Here is a 15,875-nt window from a genome sequence, read left to right on the forward strand (position 1 = left end):
GCACCGCGTCGAACGCGGCTGTCATTGGATCAAAATCGGAACATCAGAGCGCTTTGGCGGCCCTGCCTTCGATCAGCTCGATGGCGCGCGAGAGCCCATGGGCGATGCGGTTCGCGCGTTGCCGCAGTTGCGCCCGTGCCATCCGCGCGGCGTCGGGCTCCAGACGAGCGAGCGTCAGGGCCGGCGCCAGTCCCGGCAGGATGCGGCTGGCCCGGCCGAGATCGAACTCGAAGGCGCTGCGCGCATGATAAAGCACCGGGTTGAGATGGCGCCCGAGCCGCAGCAGCAGCGGATCATCGGCGCCGGTCGGCTGCCAGCCGCGCAGCACATCCGCCAGCCGCTCGGCGAGGCCGGTCAGGCGCGTGATGTCCTCGCAATTCGGCGCGGCTTCATGATAGGCGCGCAGGCCCGCGAGCACGTCCTCGGCCATGGCCGCGGGCCTGAAGGGGAGCGCGGGCGCGTCCACCAGCCCTGCGACGAGATTGCGATAGATCAGCGTGTCGACCGCCAGGATCTCGGCATCCATATGCTCGATCGTGTCCTGATCGGTATGCCACCACCAGGCCAGCCCGCTGCCGTGCAGGTGCTCGGGGCTGGCGGCGGGCAGGAAGGCGCTGACCTGGGCGGTCGCCAGGCCGATGCCACTGAAGCTCTGGTCGGAATTGCGGGCCGAACGACGCGGGTCGATATAGGGGTCGAGGCGCTTGACCGAACGGTCGACGAATTCCTCTTCCTCCGGCGTCTGCTTGCCGATGGTCGCATCGAGCACCTGCCGGACATAGGCGGCGAGCTCGGCCGTGGTGTTCCGCAGCGCCTTGGTCGTGCCGCCGCGGCTGCCGACGATGTCGACGTTCAGATAGGCGATGGCGTCGTTGTAGAGGGAGTCGCGGAACGCATCCGCATACCAGGACGAGCCTGCATAGCCGCCCTGCTCATGCCCGGTCCAGAACGCGAATTTCACGCCGTAGCGGGGTTTCGGCTGCTGCTTCAGGAGACGCGCGAGCTCGATCAGCAGGGCGACGCCGGCCGTGTTGTCGGTCGCGCCATCGCCCCAGGTGCAGTAATGCGCGCCGAGCAGGATGTAGCCGGGCTCGCGGCCTTCGATCTCCGCCACCGGCTGCTTCACCGGGCGCCATTCCGTGCGGATCTCGCTGTCCATCGTGACGGGCGTGCCTGCCGCGACAGCACGCTCAATAATCTCCGCCGCGTCGCGGGATACCTGAATCGCAGGAACGGTGGGCAGCAGCGCAAGATCGGCCGGACCTGTCGGGGCTCCCCAGAGCGGCGAGGCCTGGACGTAGTGACGCTGCGGACCGTGCGATAGCGCTATGACGCCGAGCGCGCCGGCTCGCTGCGCGCTCATGCAGGCGTCGTAGCGCGGCAAACCGTCGATCAGCAGGAAGGCACCTTGCAGTTCGCCGGGCTCGAGCGAGCGGGTGACACGGCCGGTGAGGCCTCCGGGTTGCGTCGAGGCCGTGAAGGCCGCGCCATTGGCGGGAAGCGTCTGGCCGCCGACGGTCAGCGATGCCTTCTCCGGCCAACTGATGAAAGCATCGAATTCCAGGACGTCCTGCGTGATGTCGGACGACGCCAGTTGCGCGCTGATATAGCGGCAGGCCGCATCGGCGCGCTCGGAACCGGGTAGTTTCCGGCCCAGCGCGGCCAGATTGACGACGATCCGCTGCAATCGCTCGGATGAAATTCCAGCAGTCGCCGGGTCGGTCAGTATCGTGCTCGTCATGTGGCCCTCGGCCGGTATCGTGATCGATCCGCGAGGTCACGGCCTTGCCGCGACCTCGGCTTCGGCGGCCGTCAGGGGGTGACGGAGACGTTCCAGTAGCGCGGCTTCTGACCGGGCCAGGGCTGGAAGCCGGAGACGTTCTTGCGGACGGCGATCGTCGTGGCGCGCGTGCCCCAGACGATCAGCGGCGCCTCGCTCATCTGCAGGCGATGCACCTCGTCATAAAGCGCCTGCTTGTCCTGCTGGTCGTCGGCGAGGACGAGCTTCTTCAGCAGCTCCTTCGAGGCCGGGCTGTCCCAGACCTTGTCGGGCTGGCGCGCCTTGTCGCCGGTGAAGCGCTCGACGATGAAAAGCGGGTCGAGATAGGGCGTGAGGTTCCAGACCATCATCTGGTAGCGCCCGCTGTAGAAGCGCTCGAACTGGGTGGCGAACTCCATGATCTCGACATCGACGTTGAGGCCGACGGCCTGCAGCATCGACTGGAGATAGATCGCCGTATCGCTCATGATCGGCGAGGCCTTGCTCGTGATCAGGACGATGCGATCGCCCTTGTAGCCGGAGGCCTTGATCAGGGCGCGCGCCTTGTCGGGATCGTATTCGGCGCCGTCTCGCTCGACCTGGCCATAGAAGCGGCTGGTCAGCGGGATCAGCGAGGGGGAAGCAATGCTTTCATCGTCCAGAACGGCCTTTGCCAGGCTTTTCCGGTCGATGGCGTGGCTGATCGCCTGGCGGATCCGAGGATCGGCAAGCACCGGATCGCGCGACTGGAGCGGGATCGTATAGATGCCGGCGACCGGCGTGGTCGTCACGGTGACGTTCTTGTCGTTGGCGAAATCCTTGATCGAGGCCGCGTCGACATCGGTCCAGAGGTCGAGCTGGCCCTGCAGGATGCCGAGCTTGGCGACCTGCGCGTCGGGAACCAGATTGATCCTGACCTTTTCGACCTTGGCTTCCTTGGCGCCGGCGAGCCCGTCCGACGGCTCGCTGCGGGATTTGTAATCGGCGAAACGGCTGAGCTCGACATATTGGCCCTTGCGCCATTCCGTCATCTTGAACGGGCCGGTGCCGATCGCCGTCGTCCAGTTGCCGTTCGCGTCGACCGCGTCCGGATGGGCGATGCCGGCGGAGTCGCAGTCGGCGCGCGCCATCGCGCTCAGGAAGGATCCGCTTCGTTCGGCGAGCTGGAACGCGACGCGGCGATCATCGAGCGCCTTCACCGACTCGATCTTGGTCGCGTTGGTTCCGTTGAAGGCGCCACGGCAGGGCCACGCGGATTTGGGATCGAGAAAGCGTTCCCAGGTCCAGACCACTTCCTTGGCCGTCAGCGGGGCGCCGTTATGGAATTTCACGCCCTCGCGGAGAGTGAAGGTGTAGGTCTTGCCGTCGTCCGAGGTCTCGATCTTCTCAGCCAGCATCGGAGCGACGCTGCCGTCGGCCCGCCAGGCGACCAGCCCCTCATAGATGTTCTGAAGGACGCTGCCGGTCGCGGTGTCCGGGCTGCGTCCCGGCATGACGCCGCGAATGTCGGAGGTGAGCATCGTCCGCAGCGTCTGGGCATGCGCCCCGCTTCCGGCTGCCGCGAAGGCGCTCAATCCGAGGGTCAGAACCGCAATAGCTCGCATCTCAGTCTCCGACGTTCTCGATCTGGTTTGCCGCGCGTCCGGCGTGGATTTGCTCCGCCAGCTGACCGCAGAGGCCGGGTCGGGCACCCTGCTTTTCGGCCAGTCTGGCGAGGCGTTCGATCAGGGGCAGGCGGGCAAGCCGGCCGACCCCGATATCGGCGCGCGGATGGAAGGTGAGGCAGGCATAGCCATCGACCGCGAGAAGCGCCGCGAGCTCCTCGCGCATGAGGTCTTCCGCCCGGTCCTGCGTGACGCGCCGGCGGAAATGCGTCGCGTCGGTCAGGCCTTCCGAGACCGGAAGCTCGACCATGCCATGCCCGCCATATTGGGTGAGCGCATAGGGGCTATCGTCGTCGAGGAAGCTCGAATCGTAATGATATCCAAGGGCTTGCAGGATCGGGATCGTGTTCTGCGAGAGCGTGCCGGTCGGGGCCCGAAAGCCGCGCGGAGCGACGCCGCTCAGGCGCCTGAGCGTTTCATGCGCCTCGCCGATGATCGACATCTCCTCGTCGCGCCCGAGCTTGGCGTGATCCTCGAAGGCCCGGCCATGGCTGGCGATCTCATGACCCTCGCGGAGGCAGCGCTCGACCAGCCGAGGCAGTCTTTCGGCCTCCATGGCCGGCCAGAAGAGGGTGGCGGGCAGACGGTATTCGCCGAGCGCGTCGAGCACCCGCGCAAGGCCGATCCGATAGGTGTAGCGACCATGCGCATCGCGGCCGAACAGCTCGGCCTCGGGCGCGCCGGCCGCCTCCGGCCCGATGCCGTGCACGTTCACGGTGATCAGGAGGGCGCCGCTCATGAGCGCGCATCCTGCCAGCGCGCGGCATCGCCCAGGCAATATTCCGCCAGTTCGCGGCAGGTCATGAAACGCACGCCGGGCGTCGCCTTGGCATAGGCGAGGAAGCGGTCGACGGCAGCTGCCCGTGCCGGGGTTCCGGAACCACCGCCTGCGCGCGGATGGACCGTCAGGTGGACGTAACCGTCGCGGCCGAGCGCGGCGTCGAGCTCCTGGACGAAATTGCGCTCGACTTCCGCCGCCGAGGCGCCGCCCGAGAAATACATCGGGAAATCGTCGAGCGAGACGGTGTTGTTCGGCAGGATCATGAAGCCATCCTCCAGCAGATAGGGGATGTCCTCGTCCTTCTCGCTCGCATCGTAGATGTAGCCGAGGCGGCGCAGCGTCGGCAGCGTCAGGCGGCTCTTGCGTCCCGAGGGCGAGCACCAACCCACCGGGGCCTGACCGAGGGCCGCGAGGATGTCGTGGGTCTTTTCGAGAAGCTCGGGCTCGCGCTCGCCGAGGTCGAAGCCCTCATGCTGGTAGCCATGCGCCGCGATCTCGTGACCGGCCCGGTGGATCTCGTGAAACGGTTCCGGCCAATGCTCGGCGTCGTAGCCGCAGCAGAAGAAGGTCGCCTTGATCGCATGGCGGTCGAGCATGTCGAGATAGCGGCGGATACCGCGCCGCAGCGCGTAGCGGCCGCGGCTGTTGACGCCCAAATCGTTCTGCCCGCGACCGGCTTCGACCGCCGGGCCGTCGACATGGATTGTGACGCAGACGATCGCGCGGGCCCGGTCAGGCCATTCGATCCCGCGGACGGGTTCTGTTGCGTGTGAAGCCATCGGCTTTCGTTCCCCTCCGATCCCTTTGACTGCGGCCATGTTCGGGCTGCCGCCAAAGGTCGAGTTCGCGAGACCTTGCGTCGGTGAAGCGCTGATGTCAAATTATTGAACCGATGGTTCATTGAGTGAACCAATCGAACTGTGTTATGGCCGGATTCGTTGAATCCGCCGGCCCGGAGGCCGGGCAAGCCGAGCAAGAGGAGAGCCGATGACGAGCGCGGCACCGCCCAGGGAGATCGAGCAGTACCGGGTCGATGCCGTCGACGCGGCGCTCGGACTGCTGATGCTGATCGCGGAAACGCCGGATCTCGGATTGTCGGAGATCACGCGCAGATCCGGCCATAGCAAGGCTCGCGTGTATCGACTCCTGTGCAGCCTCGAGGCCAATGGCTTCGTCAGCTGTTCGACCGAAAAGCGCAGCTACCGATTGGGCCTCGCGGCCGTGGCCGTCGGCAATGCGGCGGAACGGCAGATCGACATCGCCAGAGTGGCGGCCCCGATCGTCGCCAGGCTCGGCAGCGATACCGGCGAGACGGTTCAGCTTCGCGTCCGGGACGGCCGGAACAGTCTCTGCGTCGCCGGTTGGGAGCCCGACAGGGCGGTCAAGGTTCTGGCGAATATCGGCGGCAGCCGGCCGATGCATGCCGGTTCAGGTGTCGTTCTCCTGGCGTTTCAGGACGAAGCGTTTCGCGAATCGGTGCTCGGCGAGCCGCTGAAGGCGTTCACCGAGCGGACCTGCGTGGATCCCGAACGTCTCAGGCAGATTCTCGCGGCGGTCCGCGAGCAGGGCTATTACGTCAGCCATGGCGAGGTCAGCCCGGACCTGATCTCGATCTCGGCGCCCGTGATGGGGCGCGACGGCAAAATCATCGCCACCATCCATATCGGGGCGCCGACCGGACGCGTCAGCGACAGCCTGCTGCCGAACCACATCGAAACCGTGCGCAGCGCCGCGCGCGAGCTTTCCGCCCTGCTCGGCGGGGCACGGACTGCAGTTTGATGCGGCTGAAACCAGCGATTTCCACGATCGAACCCGCTTACAACGACAAGGATGCCATCGACATGGCCCTGGCAACACAATCCGATGGCGCCGTCGAAAGCGCGGTTCCGGGCGCGGTCTCCGCGCAACGCATGATGGCCGGGCTGAAGACGCTCGCCCAATGGTCGAAGGTCGCGACGACCCCGGGCGAAGCCTCGAGCTTCGCTTGGCTCAAGCAGCAGCTCGACGAGATCGGGTTGAAGACCCGCCTGATCTCTCACGACGCCTATATCAGCATTCCCGGGCCGGCCCGGCTCGTTATCGGCGAGCGAACGGTTCCTGCCATCACGCATGCGATGTCGCTGTCCTCGCCGCAAGGCGGCCTGACGGGCCTCCTCGTCGATCTCGGCGACGGTTCGCGCAAAGCCTTCGCGGGGAGGGAAGTCGCTGGGCGGATCGTTCTGGTCGACGGTATCGCCAGCCCGGCCGTCGCTGCGCTGGCTTCAGCGGCCGGCGCGATCGGGGTGGTCCAAATCAGCCCGCATCATCTCCTGCATGAGATGTGCATCTCGCCGATCTGGGGGAGCCCGTCCACACAGACGCGCGCGGCCCTGCCGCAGGTGGTCGCCGTCACTGTCAGCAACGACGATGGCCGCGCCTTGCGCGAGGGGCTGAGCGCAGGCGCGAGCGAGGTGACGCTCTACGCCGAGGTCGATACCGGCTGGCGCAAGACGCCCCTTCTCGTCGGCGACATGCCGTCTTCCGGGAAACCCGAAGAGCCCTTCATTCTGCTCTCCTGCCATGTCGACACCTGGTTCCAGGGCGTCATGGACAACGGCTCCGCCAATATCGCGATGCTGGAAGTCGTGCGCCTGTGCATGGAGGCGCGGCGGGACTGGAAGCGCGGCCTGCGCATCTGCTTCTGGTCGGGCCATTCGCAGGGGCGCTATTCGGGCTCGGCCTGGTATGCCGACAACCACTGGACGGAGCTCGACGCCCGCTGCGCTGCCCATGTCAATCTCGACAGCCCCGGCGGCATCGGCGGGCAGGACCTGACCCGGACCGGTTCGGCCGGCGGTCTCTACGACATCGCGGCGGCGGCGATCGCGGCCGAAACCGGCCAGAAACTGGCCGGACGGCGCAAGGCCCGTTCCGCCGACGATTCCTTTCCCGGGGTCGGGATCCCCTCCGTCTTCGGCAGCCTCAGTCTGCAGGAGCCGGGCGAGGTCAAGATGCGGAACGATCTCGGCTGGTGGTGGCACACCGAGCACGATCTCATCGACAAGATCGACCCGGATTTCCTCGTTCGCGACACTCGGGTCGTGCTCCGGGTGGTCCTGAACCTGCTTACCCAGTCCCGGCTGCCGCTGGATTACTCCGCCCAGATCTCCAAGCTCGCGCAGGAACTGGAGGATCTCTCGGGCCGCTTGGGCGGTCGCTTCGATCTTGGCGAGACCTTGGAGGCGGCGGGATCGCTCGCCGATGCTCTCGTGCGATTGAGGCGGGGAGAGCTGGACCCGGCGACGCATGATCAGGTCCTGATGCGCCTGAGCCGCGTTCTGGTGCCGCTGGATTACACGGCCGGCGATCGCTTCGTTCACGATCCCGCGCTCGCGCTTTCGCCCTGGCCGGTTCTGGATGCGATCAGGCGCCTGGCTTCGGCCCCCGAGGGCGACGAGGGCCGTTTCGCGGCTGTCGATGCCGTGCGGGCGCGCAACAGGCTGAGCCATGCTTTGCGGGAAGCCTTGTCCGTAGTGCGCGGGTCGACGTGACCGGGCGAGAACCGCCCGTTTCCTCTGATGATGCCGCGCTGCTCCTCGTCGGCATCTTGCCGGCGTGGGCGCCCGCGAAGGGGCCTTTACAAGGATAGATCGAGCACCTTGCCCTCGAAGAGACGATCGTAGGAGCCCTGGATGTGCCGGCGCATCGCGTCGCGCGCGTCGTCCTCCTTGCGGTCGCGTATGGCGGCGAAGATCGCGTCGTGCTCGTCGAGCACGCCGATCAGCCCGCCCGACGGCCCTAGCAGCGACAGGCCGTGCAGCTTCATGCCGACATTGATGTGGTCCTTCAGCGCCTGCATCGAGGACAGGAAGAAATAGTTGTTCGCCGCCTCGGCGATGGCGATGTGGAAGGCGTAGTCGGCATCCTCACGATGGCCGTGGGCGCGCGTCGTGTCGCGCATCAGCTCGAGCGCGTTGCCGATGGCCGCCAGCGCCGCCTCGTTGTGCCGCTTGGCGGCGTAGAAGGCGTTGGCGGGCTCGACCTCGAGCCGGAACTCGTAGCAGCGCTGCACGTCGGCGATGGTGCCGACGGGCGCGAAGGCCAGCGCCTTTCCGGGCTCAGGCTCGCCGCCGCGGACGAAGGTGCCGGCTCCCTGCCGCGAGAACACCAGCCCGTCGTCGCGCAGGCGCCGCAGTGCCTCGCGGATGACGGGGCGGGAGACGCCGTAGAGCGCGGCGAGATCATGTTCGCCTGGCAAGCGGGTGTTCGCCGCGTACTCACCCGAGGCGATGCGCGCGCGCAACTGATGATGCACGCGCTGCACCAGCGGGGAGGGCGGGGCGCTTGCGTGATCCTGCGATCTTGCGAACTGGTCCATGCCGCGATGTTTACAAGCAATTACAACTTGGTCAAGGGCTATTGCGGGCGGCGATATTTTCTAGGTTTTTGGCGATCTGTGCGCTGATAATTACAACATGTTGACATGTTGTCCGGGTTGCGCTTCGATGGAGCCAAGGTCCGAAGAGGCCAGCGACAGGAAACGCTCTGGTGCCGTTCGTCTCGGCGGCTTCGCATCCGACGTGCTCCTGCCTCGCTCCCCGGATCCGAGCAGCAGGTGGATGATGGCCGAAATCAGAACGAATCGTTTCAAGCGCGATCTGGGCAAGCGACAGCAGCTCGGCATCTTCTCGACCTTCGCGAGCCCGGCGCTCACCGAGATGTTCGCCCAGCTCGGCTTCGACTGGCTGCTGCTGGACACCGAGCACAGCCCCAACGAGCCCTCCGAGATCGTGGCGCAACTTCAGGTCATGGCGGCGCTGCCGGCCGAGCCGATCGTGCGGCCGGCCTGGAACGACATGGTCATGGTCAAGCGCTGGCTCGATTTCGGCGCGCAGACCCTGCTCTTCCCTTACGTCCAGAATGCCGAGGAGGCGGCCCGCGCCGTCAGCTATACGCGCTATCCGCCGCATGGCGTGCGCGGCGTCTCGGGCTCGTCGCGGGCGGCCGCCTACGGGCTGATCCCGGATTATTTCGCCAAGGTCCAGAAGGAGATCTGCGTCATCGTGCAGATCGAGACGGCCGAAGCGCTGGCGCAGATCGATGAGATCGCGCAGGTCGACGGCGTCGATGCGGTCTTCATCGGCCCCGCCGACCTTGCCGCCTCGATGGGCCATCTCGGCAACACGCAGGCGCCCGCGGTGCAGGCTGCGATCGATGACGGCTTCAGGCGCCTGAAGGCGATCGGTAAGCCCGCCGGCTATCTCACCAACAATGAAGGCGAGGCCGTGCGCCGCGTCGCTCAGGGCATCGACTTCGTCGGCGTCGCCAATGACACCACCATCGTCGCGCGCGGCGCCCGCTCGCTGCTTTCCGCGGTCAAGGGCGGCTGAGATGGCGATACGCCGGCAGCCCCTGCGCCTGCTCGCCGACGACCTGACGGGCGCGCTCGACGCGGCCGCCGCCTTCGCGTCGCCGTCCGAGCCGGTTCCGGTCTGCTGGCGCGAGGCAGTGCCGACGGCTGGCGCCGTCGCGCTCGACAGCCGGACGCGCGAAGCCTCGGCCGAGGAGGCGTGCGCCGCTGTCGCGGCCGTGGCGGGGCGGCTGTTCTCTCCCGGCTCCGGCCTGGCCTTCAAGAAGATCGACAGCCTGCTGCGCGGGCCGCAGGGGGCCGAGATCGCGGCAATCCTCGAGGTGCTGAAGCCTTCGCGTTGCGTCGTCGCGCCAGCCTTCCCGGCGCAGGGGCGCATCACGCGCGGGGGCCGTCAATGCGTGCTGATCGAGGGCGCGGCGCGGCCTGTGCCGGCCGATCTCGGCGACGAGCTGCGGCGGGCCGGCCATGAGGTCATGCGGGCCCGGCCGGGCGACGCGGTTCCAGCGGGGTTGAGCCTGTGGGACGCCGAGAGCGATGCCGATCTCGACGCGATCGTCGCGGCGGCTCGTGGGGCCGAGGAGATTCTCTGGATCGGCAGCGCCGGCCTGGCCTCGGCGCTGGCGCGGGCGATGGGTTTCCAGGGCGAGGGGCGGGCCGCGGCTTTGCCGGCGCCGGTCGTTGGCTTCGTCGGCTCGGAGCACGAGACGATGCGCACCCAGCTCGCGGCGATAGGGGCGCGGCATTTGCGCCTCTCCGCACAGATGTGCGGAGAGGCTGCCGAGATCGGCCGGCGGCTGGCTGCCGACGGTGTCGTCCTCGCCAGCGTCGACCTTCCTGCAGGCATCTCCCGGGACGAGGCTGCAAGGGCGATCGAGGCCCGGTTCGGCGCGCTCTTGGCGGAACTCGACCGGCCGGGCACGCTCTTCGCCGCCGGTGGCGAGACGCTGCGCGGTCTCTGCGAGGCGCTGGGCGCCGAGCGTCTCGACGCCGTCGGCGAGGTCGCGCCGGGTGTGCCACGCTCGATCCTGCGTGGCGGGCGCTGGGACGGTGTCACGGTCGTCTCGAAATCCGGGGCCTTCGGCGGTCCCGATCTTCTCAACGATATCTTCGCGGGCAGATCCGCGGCACTGGCCGGAGCGGCAGCATGAAACCCCATCTCGCCATCACCATGGGCGATCCGGCCGGCATCGGCCCCGAGATCATCGTCAAGGCCTGTCTCGAGCTGAAGGAGCGGATCGCCAGGGGCGATCTGCGCCTGCTCGTCATCGGCAGCAATCCGGCGCTTCACGCAGCGCGCGAGATGCTCGGCGCCGAGATCGCGATTCCCGAGGTCAACGAGACCGATGCATGGCCGAACCTCGCCTGCCTCCAGGCGGGGCCGGAGGGCGAGCCGATCAAGCCCGGCGTACTCAGCGCCGATGGCGGGCGCTTCGCTTATCTCGCCGTCGAGACGGGGGTGCGCCTGGCGCAGGCGGGCCGCATCCAGGGCATCGTCACGGCGCCGCTGAACAAGGAGGCGCTGAACAAGGCCGGCTACAAATTCGCGGGCCATACGGACATGCTGGCGAGCCTGACCGCCTCGAAAGGCTCGGTGATGATGCTCGCCCATGGCAATATGCGCGTCAGCCACGTCACCACCCATGTCGCGCTCAAGGATGTGCCGGGCAAGCTCACGCCGGAGCGGCTGCGCTATGTCATCGAGCGCACCGACGAGGCGCTCAGGGCGCTCGACCTCGGACGGCGCAAGATCGCCGTCGCCGCGCTCAACCCCCATGCGGGCGAGGGCGGCCTGTTCGGCAAGGAGGACGACGAGGTCTCGGCCCCGACCATCGCCAGGGCGGTGGCGGACGGTTTCGACGTGGTCGGCCCCGTGCCGGGCGACACCGTCTTCGTGAAGCTGCGCGCCGGGCAGTACGACGCCGTGGTCGCGATGTATCACGATCAGGGGCACATCCCGGTCAAGCTGCTCGGCTTCAACGTCAATCCCGAGACCGGGACATGGGATGCGCTGTCGGGCGTCAACATCACGCTCGGCCTGCCGATCGTGCGCGTCTCGGTCGATCACGGCACGGCCTTCGACATCGCCGGCAAGGGCATCGCCAACCAGCTCAGCCTGATCGAGGCCATTGAATACGCCGAGAAACTGGCTGCGGCGCGCAGCACCGCCGCCCCGACGAACACCGTCGACACAGCAGCGTGAGGGAGGCTCCCATGAACATCCACAGCCCCAGGCCGCTGGCGACCATGAGCCTGGCGACGCCGATCACGATCCAGCGTCCGCACATCATCGAATTCGGCGCCGGGACCGCGCCGCTGGCCGGCCGCTGGGCCGCCGCGCAAGGCTTCACGCGCATTCTCGTCGTCGCCGACGCCTTCAACGCGAACCGCGTCGGCGTGCTGGAGCTGCAGGGCGAGGTCACGATCTTCGGCGATGTCCGTCCCGAGCCCGATGTGCCCAACCTCGAAGCCGCCCTGGCGCTGGCCGGTCAGGTGAAGCCCGATCTCGTCATCGGCTTCGGCGGGGGCAGCGCCATGGACCTCGCCAAGCTCATCGCGGTCTTGCCCGGTTCCGGCCAGACGCTGCACGAGGTCGTCGGTCCCGAGAAGGTTGCGCGGAAGGGCGCGGCGCTGATGCAGGTGCCGACGACCTCCGGCACCGGCTCGGAAGCCGGGACGCGCGCGCTCGTCACCGATCCGGCGACGCAGAACAAGCTCGCGGTGCAGAGCCTGCATATGCTCGCCGACATCGCCATCATCGACCCCGTGTTGACGCTGACCCTGCCGCCGGCGGTGACCGCGGCGACCGGCGTCGATGCGATGGCCCATTGCGTCGAGGCCTTCACCAGCAAGAAGGCCCACCCGCTGATCGACATGTATGCTCTGGAGGGCGTGGCGCTGGTCGGCCGCTTCCTGGCGCGGGCGATCGCGGACGGCTCGGATGTCGAGGCGCGGGCAGGGCTCTCGCTCGCCTCGCTCTATGGCGGCTTCTGCCTCGGTCCGGTCAACACGGCCGCCGGCCATGCGGTCGCCTATCCGCTCGGCACGCGCCACCATATCGCCCATGGCGCGGCCAATGCGCTGATCTTCCCGCACACGCTCGCCTTCAACACCCCGGCCGTGCCGGAGAAGACGGCGGCGATCCTCGCTGCGCTCGGCCTGAAGGGAGGCGCACGCGAGGAGGACGTCTTTGCGGCTGCGCATCGCTACTGCGCCGATCTCGGCTGCGAGATGACGCTCTCCGCGCTGAAGGTGCCGCGCGACGACCTGCCGGCCATGGCGAGCGAGGCCCACGCCATCCGCCGCCTGCTCGACAACAACCCCCGCGACATCAGCTGCGAGGAGATCCTCGCGATCTATCAGGAGGCCTATTGATGGGCGCTCATTCTACCGTCATCGAGCCGGCCGGCCTCGCCGAGCGCAGTGGAGCCTTGCATCCGCGCGAGGGCGATGCCGCCCGCGTCGAGGCTTATCTGCCGAGCCCTTGCGTACAGAACCATGCCGCCAATCTCGCCGTGCTCGGCAATGGCGATCTCGCCTGCGTCTGGTTCGGCGGCACGCAGGAGGGCATTCCGGACATCTCGGTGTATGTCTCGCGGCTGACGAAGGGAAGCTCGCGCTGGAGCGCGCCGGAGAAGCTCTCCGATGATCCCGGCCGCTCCGAGCAGAACCCCGTCCTGTTCACCACGCCGAAGGGCGAGCTCTGGCTGATCTGGACCGCGCAAATCTCGGGCAATCAGGACACCTCGCTCGTCCGCAAGCGCGTCTCGCGCGATCACGGCGTGACGTGGGGGCCGATCGAGACGCTGTTCGAGGCGCCCGAGGGCCATGGGCTGTTCGTGCGCCAGCCGCCGGTGGTGCTCGACGACGGCGCCTGGGTGATCCCGGTCTTCCACTGCGTCAGCGTGCCCGGCCGGAAATGGGTCGGCGACCGCGACGTCAGCGCCGTGCGGGTCTCGACCGACGAAGGCAAGAGCTGGAGCGAACATGTCGTACCGGGCTCGCTCGGCTGCGTGCATATGAACGTGCTGAAGACGAAAGAGGGGCTCGTCGCGCTCTATCGCAGCCGCTGGGCCGACCATGTCTATATCAGCCGTTCGGCCGACGGTCGCGACTGGTCCGCCCCGGAGCCGACCGAACTGCCCAACAACAACTCCTCCGTGCAGGCGACGGTGCTGGCCGATGGGCGCATCGCGCTGGTCTTCAACAAGGCGAGCCGGCTCGACGCCACCGATCGCCGCACCGGCCTCTATGACGACATCGAGGACGAAAGCGAGCCGGTCGTCGCGGCCGCCGAGGCGCCCGCACTCTCGGCCTCCGGGCGCACCGCCTTCTGGGGCGCGCCGCGCGCGCCGATGACACTCGCGATCTCCGCTGATGGCGGCCGGACCTGGCCGGTGCAGCGCAATCTGGAAGAGGGCGACGGCTACTGCATGACCAACAACTCGAAGGACGGGCTGAACCGCGAATTCTCCTATCCCTCGATCACGCAGACGCCGGACGGCGAGCTCCAGATCGCCTTCACCTATTGGCGCCGCGCCATCAAGCATGTCCGTGTCACGCCCGCCTGGGCGGAACGCGGCTGAGCGACATCAGAAGAAGCACGAACAGGGAGACGCCCATGGCCGCCCTCGCTCAAGTCCACCCCATCTCGGAGGCAAAGGCCCAGATGCCGCGCGACCTCATCCGGATCAGCGGGCTCGAAAAGACCTATGCCGACGGCTCGGTCCACGCGCTGTCGAACATCGATCTCAGCATCAAGGACGGCGAGTTCGTCTGCGTCGTCGGCCCTTCGGGCTGCGGCAAGTCGACCTTGCTGCGCATCCTCGCCGGGCTCGACGATTACGACAGCGGCGAGGCCGCGCTTGACGGGAAGGCCATCACCGGCCCGTCGCGCGATGTCGGCGTCGTCTTCCAGGCGGCGAACCTGCTGCCCTGGCTCACCGTGCGCGAGAATGTCGCGCTGCCCTTGCGGGTCGGCGGCAAGCAGGTGGGGCAGGCGGAGGATGTCGACCGGCTGCTCGATGTCACCGGCCTCAAGGATTTCGGGCACCGCTACCCCTATGAGCTTTCGGGCGGCATGCAGCAGCGCGCCGGCATCTGCCGGGCGCTCGTGCGCAGCCCCCGCGTCCTGCTGATGGACGAGCCCTTCGGCGCGCTCGACGCGCTGACCCGCGAGCGGATGAACCTCGAACTCCAGCGCATCTGGCAGGCGAGCCGCAAGACCGTGATGCTGATCACGCATTCGATCTCGGAAGCGATCTTCCTCGCCGACCGCGTCGTGGTGATGTCGGCGCGCCCCGGCCGCGTCATCCGCGAACTCGAGGTGCCGATCCCGCGCCCGCGCTCCAACGACAGCATCATCAGCCACCCGGCCTATCCGGCGCTCGCCAAGGAAATCCGGGGCCTGCTCAACGCCCAGGGAGACGAATGATGAGCCAGGCACAGACCACCATCATCGCCGATTCCGCCGCGATCGAGAACGCCGCGCCCCGGCCCAAGGCCGCCGCCGGCAGGCGCCAGCGGAAGAAGGGCGTCAACGGCACCGCGATCACGCTCGTCGGCCTCGTCATCCTCTTCGCCGGCTGGGCGGCGGCGGTGAAGTATCTCGACGTCCCGTCCTACATCCTGCCGACGCCGCTCGCGGTGTGGAAGGCGCTCTGGTCGGGACTCGCGGTCAGCCCGTCGAGCCCGCTCGGCTATTACCTGCCGCTCTGGGGCACGCTGAAGAACGCCGCAATCGGGCTTGCCATCGGTTCGGGCCTAGGCCTCACGCTCGGCTCGCTGATGGCCGAGAGCCGGCTGATCGAGAAGCTGGTGATGCCCTATGCCTTCGCGCTGCAATCGCTGCCGAAGGTGGCGATCGCGCCGCTGGTCGTGATCTGGTTCGGCTTCGGCGACGGCTCGAAGATCGCGATCTCGGCGTTGCTCGCCTTCTTCCCGATGCTGATCAACAGCTTCACCGGCCTGCGCGCCGTCGAGCCGGAGCGCATCGACCTGATGCGCTCGCTCTCGGCCTCGCGCTTCGAGACCTATCGCATCGTCAAGCTGCCCAACGCCGCTCCCTATATCTTCGCCGGGCTCGACATGGCGGTGGTCTACGCGCTGCTCGGCACCATCGTCGCCGAGTTCCTCGGCGCCCAGCAGGGCATGGGCGTCGTCATCACGCAGGCCCAGGCGGTGACCGACGTCGCCGGCGTCTTCGCCGCGCTCGTCATCCTGGGCGCGATGGGAATCCTGCTCCACGGCATCGTCCGCGGGCTGGAGGCACGCATCGTCCATTGGGGCGATCGCGGCCGCAAGTGAAACGACCACAACCATAAG

14 protein-coding genes are annotated in these 15,875 nt (G+C 67.7%); 9 read left to right on the forward strand and 5 right to left on the reverse strand.

The features are described 5' to 3' along the window. Positions 1-43: 43 nt before the first annotated feature. The 4 genes from IED13_RS12630 to IED13_RS12645 form a co-directional block, all read right to left on the reverse strand. Positions 44-1,741, reverse strand: coding sequence for a M20/M25/M40 family metallo-hydrolase (locus IED13_RS12630; RefSeq protein ID WP_191124364.1), 1,698 nt, complete (start codon positions 1,739-1,741; stop codon positions 44-46). Positions 1,742-1,812: 71 nt separating this feature from the next. Further along, positions 1,813-3,363 (reverse strand): ABC transporter substrate-binding protein, encoded by a 1,551-nt coding sequence (locus tag IED13_RS12635; protein WP_191124365.1) that lies wholly within the window; start codon positions 3,361-3,363, stop codon positions 1,813-1,815. 1 nt (position 3,364) lies between these two features. Next, the gene (locus tag IED13_RS12640) at positions 3,365-4,162 is read right to left on the reverse strand and encodes a polysaccharide deacetylase family protein (protein WP_191124366.1); all 798 of its coding nucleotides are present in this window, start codon (positions 4,160-4,162) and stop codon (positions 3,365-3,367) included. Continuing rightward, positions 4,159-4,983: a polysaccharide deacetylase family protein gene (locus IED13_RS12645; RefSeq protein ID WP_210323596.1), complete on the reverse strand. Its 825-nt coding sequence runs from the start codon at positions 4,981-4,983 to the stop codon at positions 4,159-4,161. The genes IED13_RS12640 and IED13_RS12645 overlap by 4 nt, the downstream gene beginning before the upstream one ends. A 208-nt stretch (positions 4,984-5,191) precedes the next feature. Here IED13_RS12645 and IED13_RS12650 point away from each other — a divergent pair, with 208 nt between their 5' ends. Together IED13_RS12650 and IED13_RS12655 are read left to right on the forward strand one after the other, a co-directional pair. Further along, entirely contained in the window at positions 5,192-5,983 is a 792-nt protein-coding gene (locus IED13_RS12650; protein ID WP_191124368.1) for an IclR family transcriptional regulator, read from the forward strand. A gap of 62 nt (positions 5,984-6,045) precedes the next feature. Next, positions 6,046-7,734, forward strand: coding sequence for a M28 family metallopeptidase (locus IED13_RS12655; RefSeq protein WP_191124369.1), 1,689 nt, complete (start codon positions 6,046-6,048; stop codon positions 7,732-7,734). An 86-nt stretch (positions 7,735-7,820) separates the two neighbouring features. Here the strand turns inward: IED13_RS12655 and IED13_RS12660 are convergent, their stop codons facing one another. Beyond that, positions 7,821-8,561: a FadR/GntR family transcriptional regulator gene (locus IED13_RS12660; RefSeq protein ID WP_038365715.1), complete on the reverse strand. Its 741-nt coding sequence runs from the start codon at positions 8,559-8,561 to the stop codon at positions 7,821-7,823. Between the two features lie 244 nt (positions 8,562-8,805). On the opposite strand from IED13_RS12660, the gene IED13_RS12665 reads away from it, so the two are divergent. From IED13_RS12665 to IED13_RS12695, 7 genes are read left to right on the forward strand one after another with little or no spacing between them, the layout of a single operon-like run. Then, positions 8,806-9,573: an HpcH/HpaI aldolase family protein gene (locus tag IED13_RS12665; protein ID WP_197062782.1), complete on the forward strand. Its 768-nt coding sequence runs from the start codon at positions 8,806-8,808 to the stop codon at positions 9,571-9,573. A 1-nt stretch (position 9,574) separates the two neighbouring features. Then, a complete protein-coding gene (locus tag IED13_RS12670; protein WP_038365719.1) occupies positions 9,575-10,702 on the forward strand; it encodes a four-carbon acid sugar kinase family protein in 1,128 nt (375 codons plus the stop codon). Beyond that, positions 10,699-11,754 carry a 4-hydroxythreonine-4-phosphate dehydrogenase PdxA gene (pdxA, locus tag IED13_RS12675; protein WP_191124370.1) on the forward strand — a complete coding sequence of 352 codons (1,056 nt, stop codon included), beginning with the start codon at positions 10,699-10,701 and terminating at the stop codon, positions 11,752-11,754. The genes IED13_RS12670 and pdxA overlap by 4 nt, the downstream gene beginning before the upstream one ends. 11 nt (positions 11,755-11,765) lie before the next feature. Further along, the gene (locus tag IED13_RS12680; RefSeq protein WP_248312562.1) at positions 11,766-12,926 is read left to right on the forward strand and encodes an iron-containing alcohol dehydrogenase; all 1,161 of its coding nucleotides are present in this window, start codon (positions 11,766-11,768) and stop codon (positions 12,924-12,926) included. Continuing rightward, complete coding sequence (locus IED13_RS12685; RefSeq protein ID WP_191124371.1) at positions 12,926-14,137, forward strand: sialidase family protein; 1,212 nt, start codon at positions 12,926-12,928, stop codon at positions 14,135-14,137. The genes IED13_RS12680 and IED13_RS12685 overlap by 1 nt, the downstream gene beginning before the upstream one ends. Positions 14,138-14,172: 35 nt before the next feature. Then, a complete protein-coding gene (locus tag IED13_RS12690) occupies positions 14,173-14,985 on the forward strand; it encodes an ABC transporter ATP-binding protein (protein ID WP_081925537.1) in 813 nt (270 codons plus the stop codon). Then, positions 14,985-15,857 (forward strand): ABC transporter permease, encoded by an 873-nt coding sequence (locus IED13_RS12695; RefSeq protein ID WP_112762385.1) that lies wholly within the window; start codon positions 14,985-14,987, stop codon positions 15,855-15,857. The genes IED13_RS12690 and IED13_RS12695 overlap by 1 nt, the downstream gene beginning before the upstream one ends. Positions 15,858-15,875 lie beyond the last annotated feature (18 nt).

This window comes from Allobosea spartocytisi (genome assembly GCF_014764685.1).
GTDB classification, from domain to species: Bacteria; Pseudomonadota; Alphaproteobacteria; order Rhizobiales; family Beijerinckiaceae; genus Allobosea; species Allobosea spartocytisi.

Bases quoted from the DNA above. Each gene is read 5' to 3' on its own strand.
- IED13_RS12630 (WP_191124364.1), bottom strand. From the start codon at position 1,741: ATGACGAGCACGATACTGACCGACCCGGCGACTGCTGGAATTTCATCC.
- IED13_RS12635 (WP_191124365.1), bottom strand. From the start codon at position 3,363: ATGCGAGCTATTGCGGTTCTGACCCTCGGATTGAGCGCCTTCGCGGCA.
- IED13_RS12640 (WP_191124366.1), bottom strand. From the start codon at position 4,162: ATGAGCGGCGCCCTCCTGATCACCGTGAACGTGCACGGCATCGGGCCG.
- IED13_RS12645 (WP_210323596.1), bottom strand. From the start codon at position 4,983: ATGGCTTCACACGCAACAGAACCCGTCCGCGGGATCGAATGGCCTGAC.
- IED13_RS12650 (WP_191124368.1), top strand. From the start codon at position 5,192: ATGACGAGCGCGGCACCGCCCAGGGAGATCGAGCAGTACCGGGTCGAT.
- IED13_RS12655 (WP_191124369.1), top strand. From the start codon at position 6,046: ATGGCCCTGGCAACACAATCCGATGGCGCCGTCGAAAGCGCGGTTCCG.
- IED13_RS12660 (WP_038365715.1), bottom strand. From the start codon at position 8,561: ATGGACCAGTTCGCAAGATCGCAGGATCACGCAAGCGCCCCGCCCTCC.
- IED13_RS12665 (WP_197062782.1), top strand. From the start codon at position 8,806: ATGGCCGAAATCAGAACGAATCGTTTCAAGCGCGATCTGGGCAAGCGA.
- IED13_RS12670 (WP_038365719.1), top strand. From the start codon at position 9,575: ATGGCGATACGCCGGCAGCCCCTGCGCCTGCTCGCCGACGACCTGACG.
- pdxA (WP_191124370.1), top strand. From the start codon at position 10,699: ATGAAACCCCATCTCGCCATCACCATGGGCGATCCGGCCGGCATCGGC.
- IED13_RS12680 (WP_248312562.1), top strand. From the start codon at position 11,766: ATGAACATCCACAGCCCCAGGCCGCTGGCGACCATGAGCCTGGCGACG.
- IED13_RS12685 (WP_191124371.1), top strand. From the start codon at position 12,926: ATGGGCGCTCATTCTACCGTCATCGAGCCGGCCGGCCTCGCCGAGCGC.
- IED13_RS12690 (WP_081925537.1), top strand. From the start codon at position 14,173: ATGGCCGCCCTCGCTCAAGTCCACCCCATCTCGGAGGCAAAGGCCCAG.
- IED13_RS12695 (WP_112762385.1), top strand. From the start codon at position 14,985: ATGAGCCAGGCACAGACCACCATCATCGCCGATTCCGCCGCGATCGAG.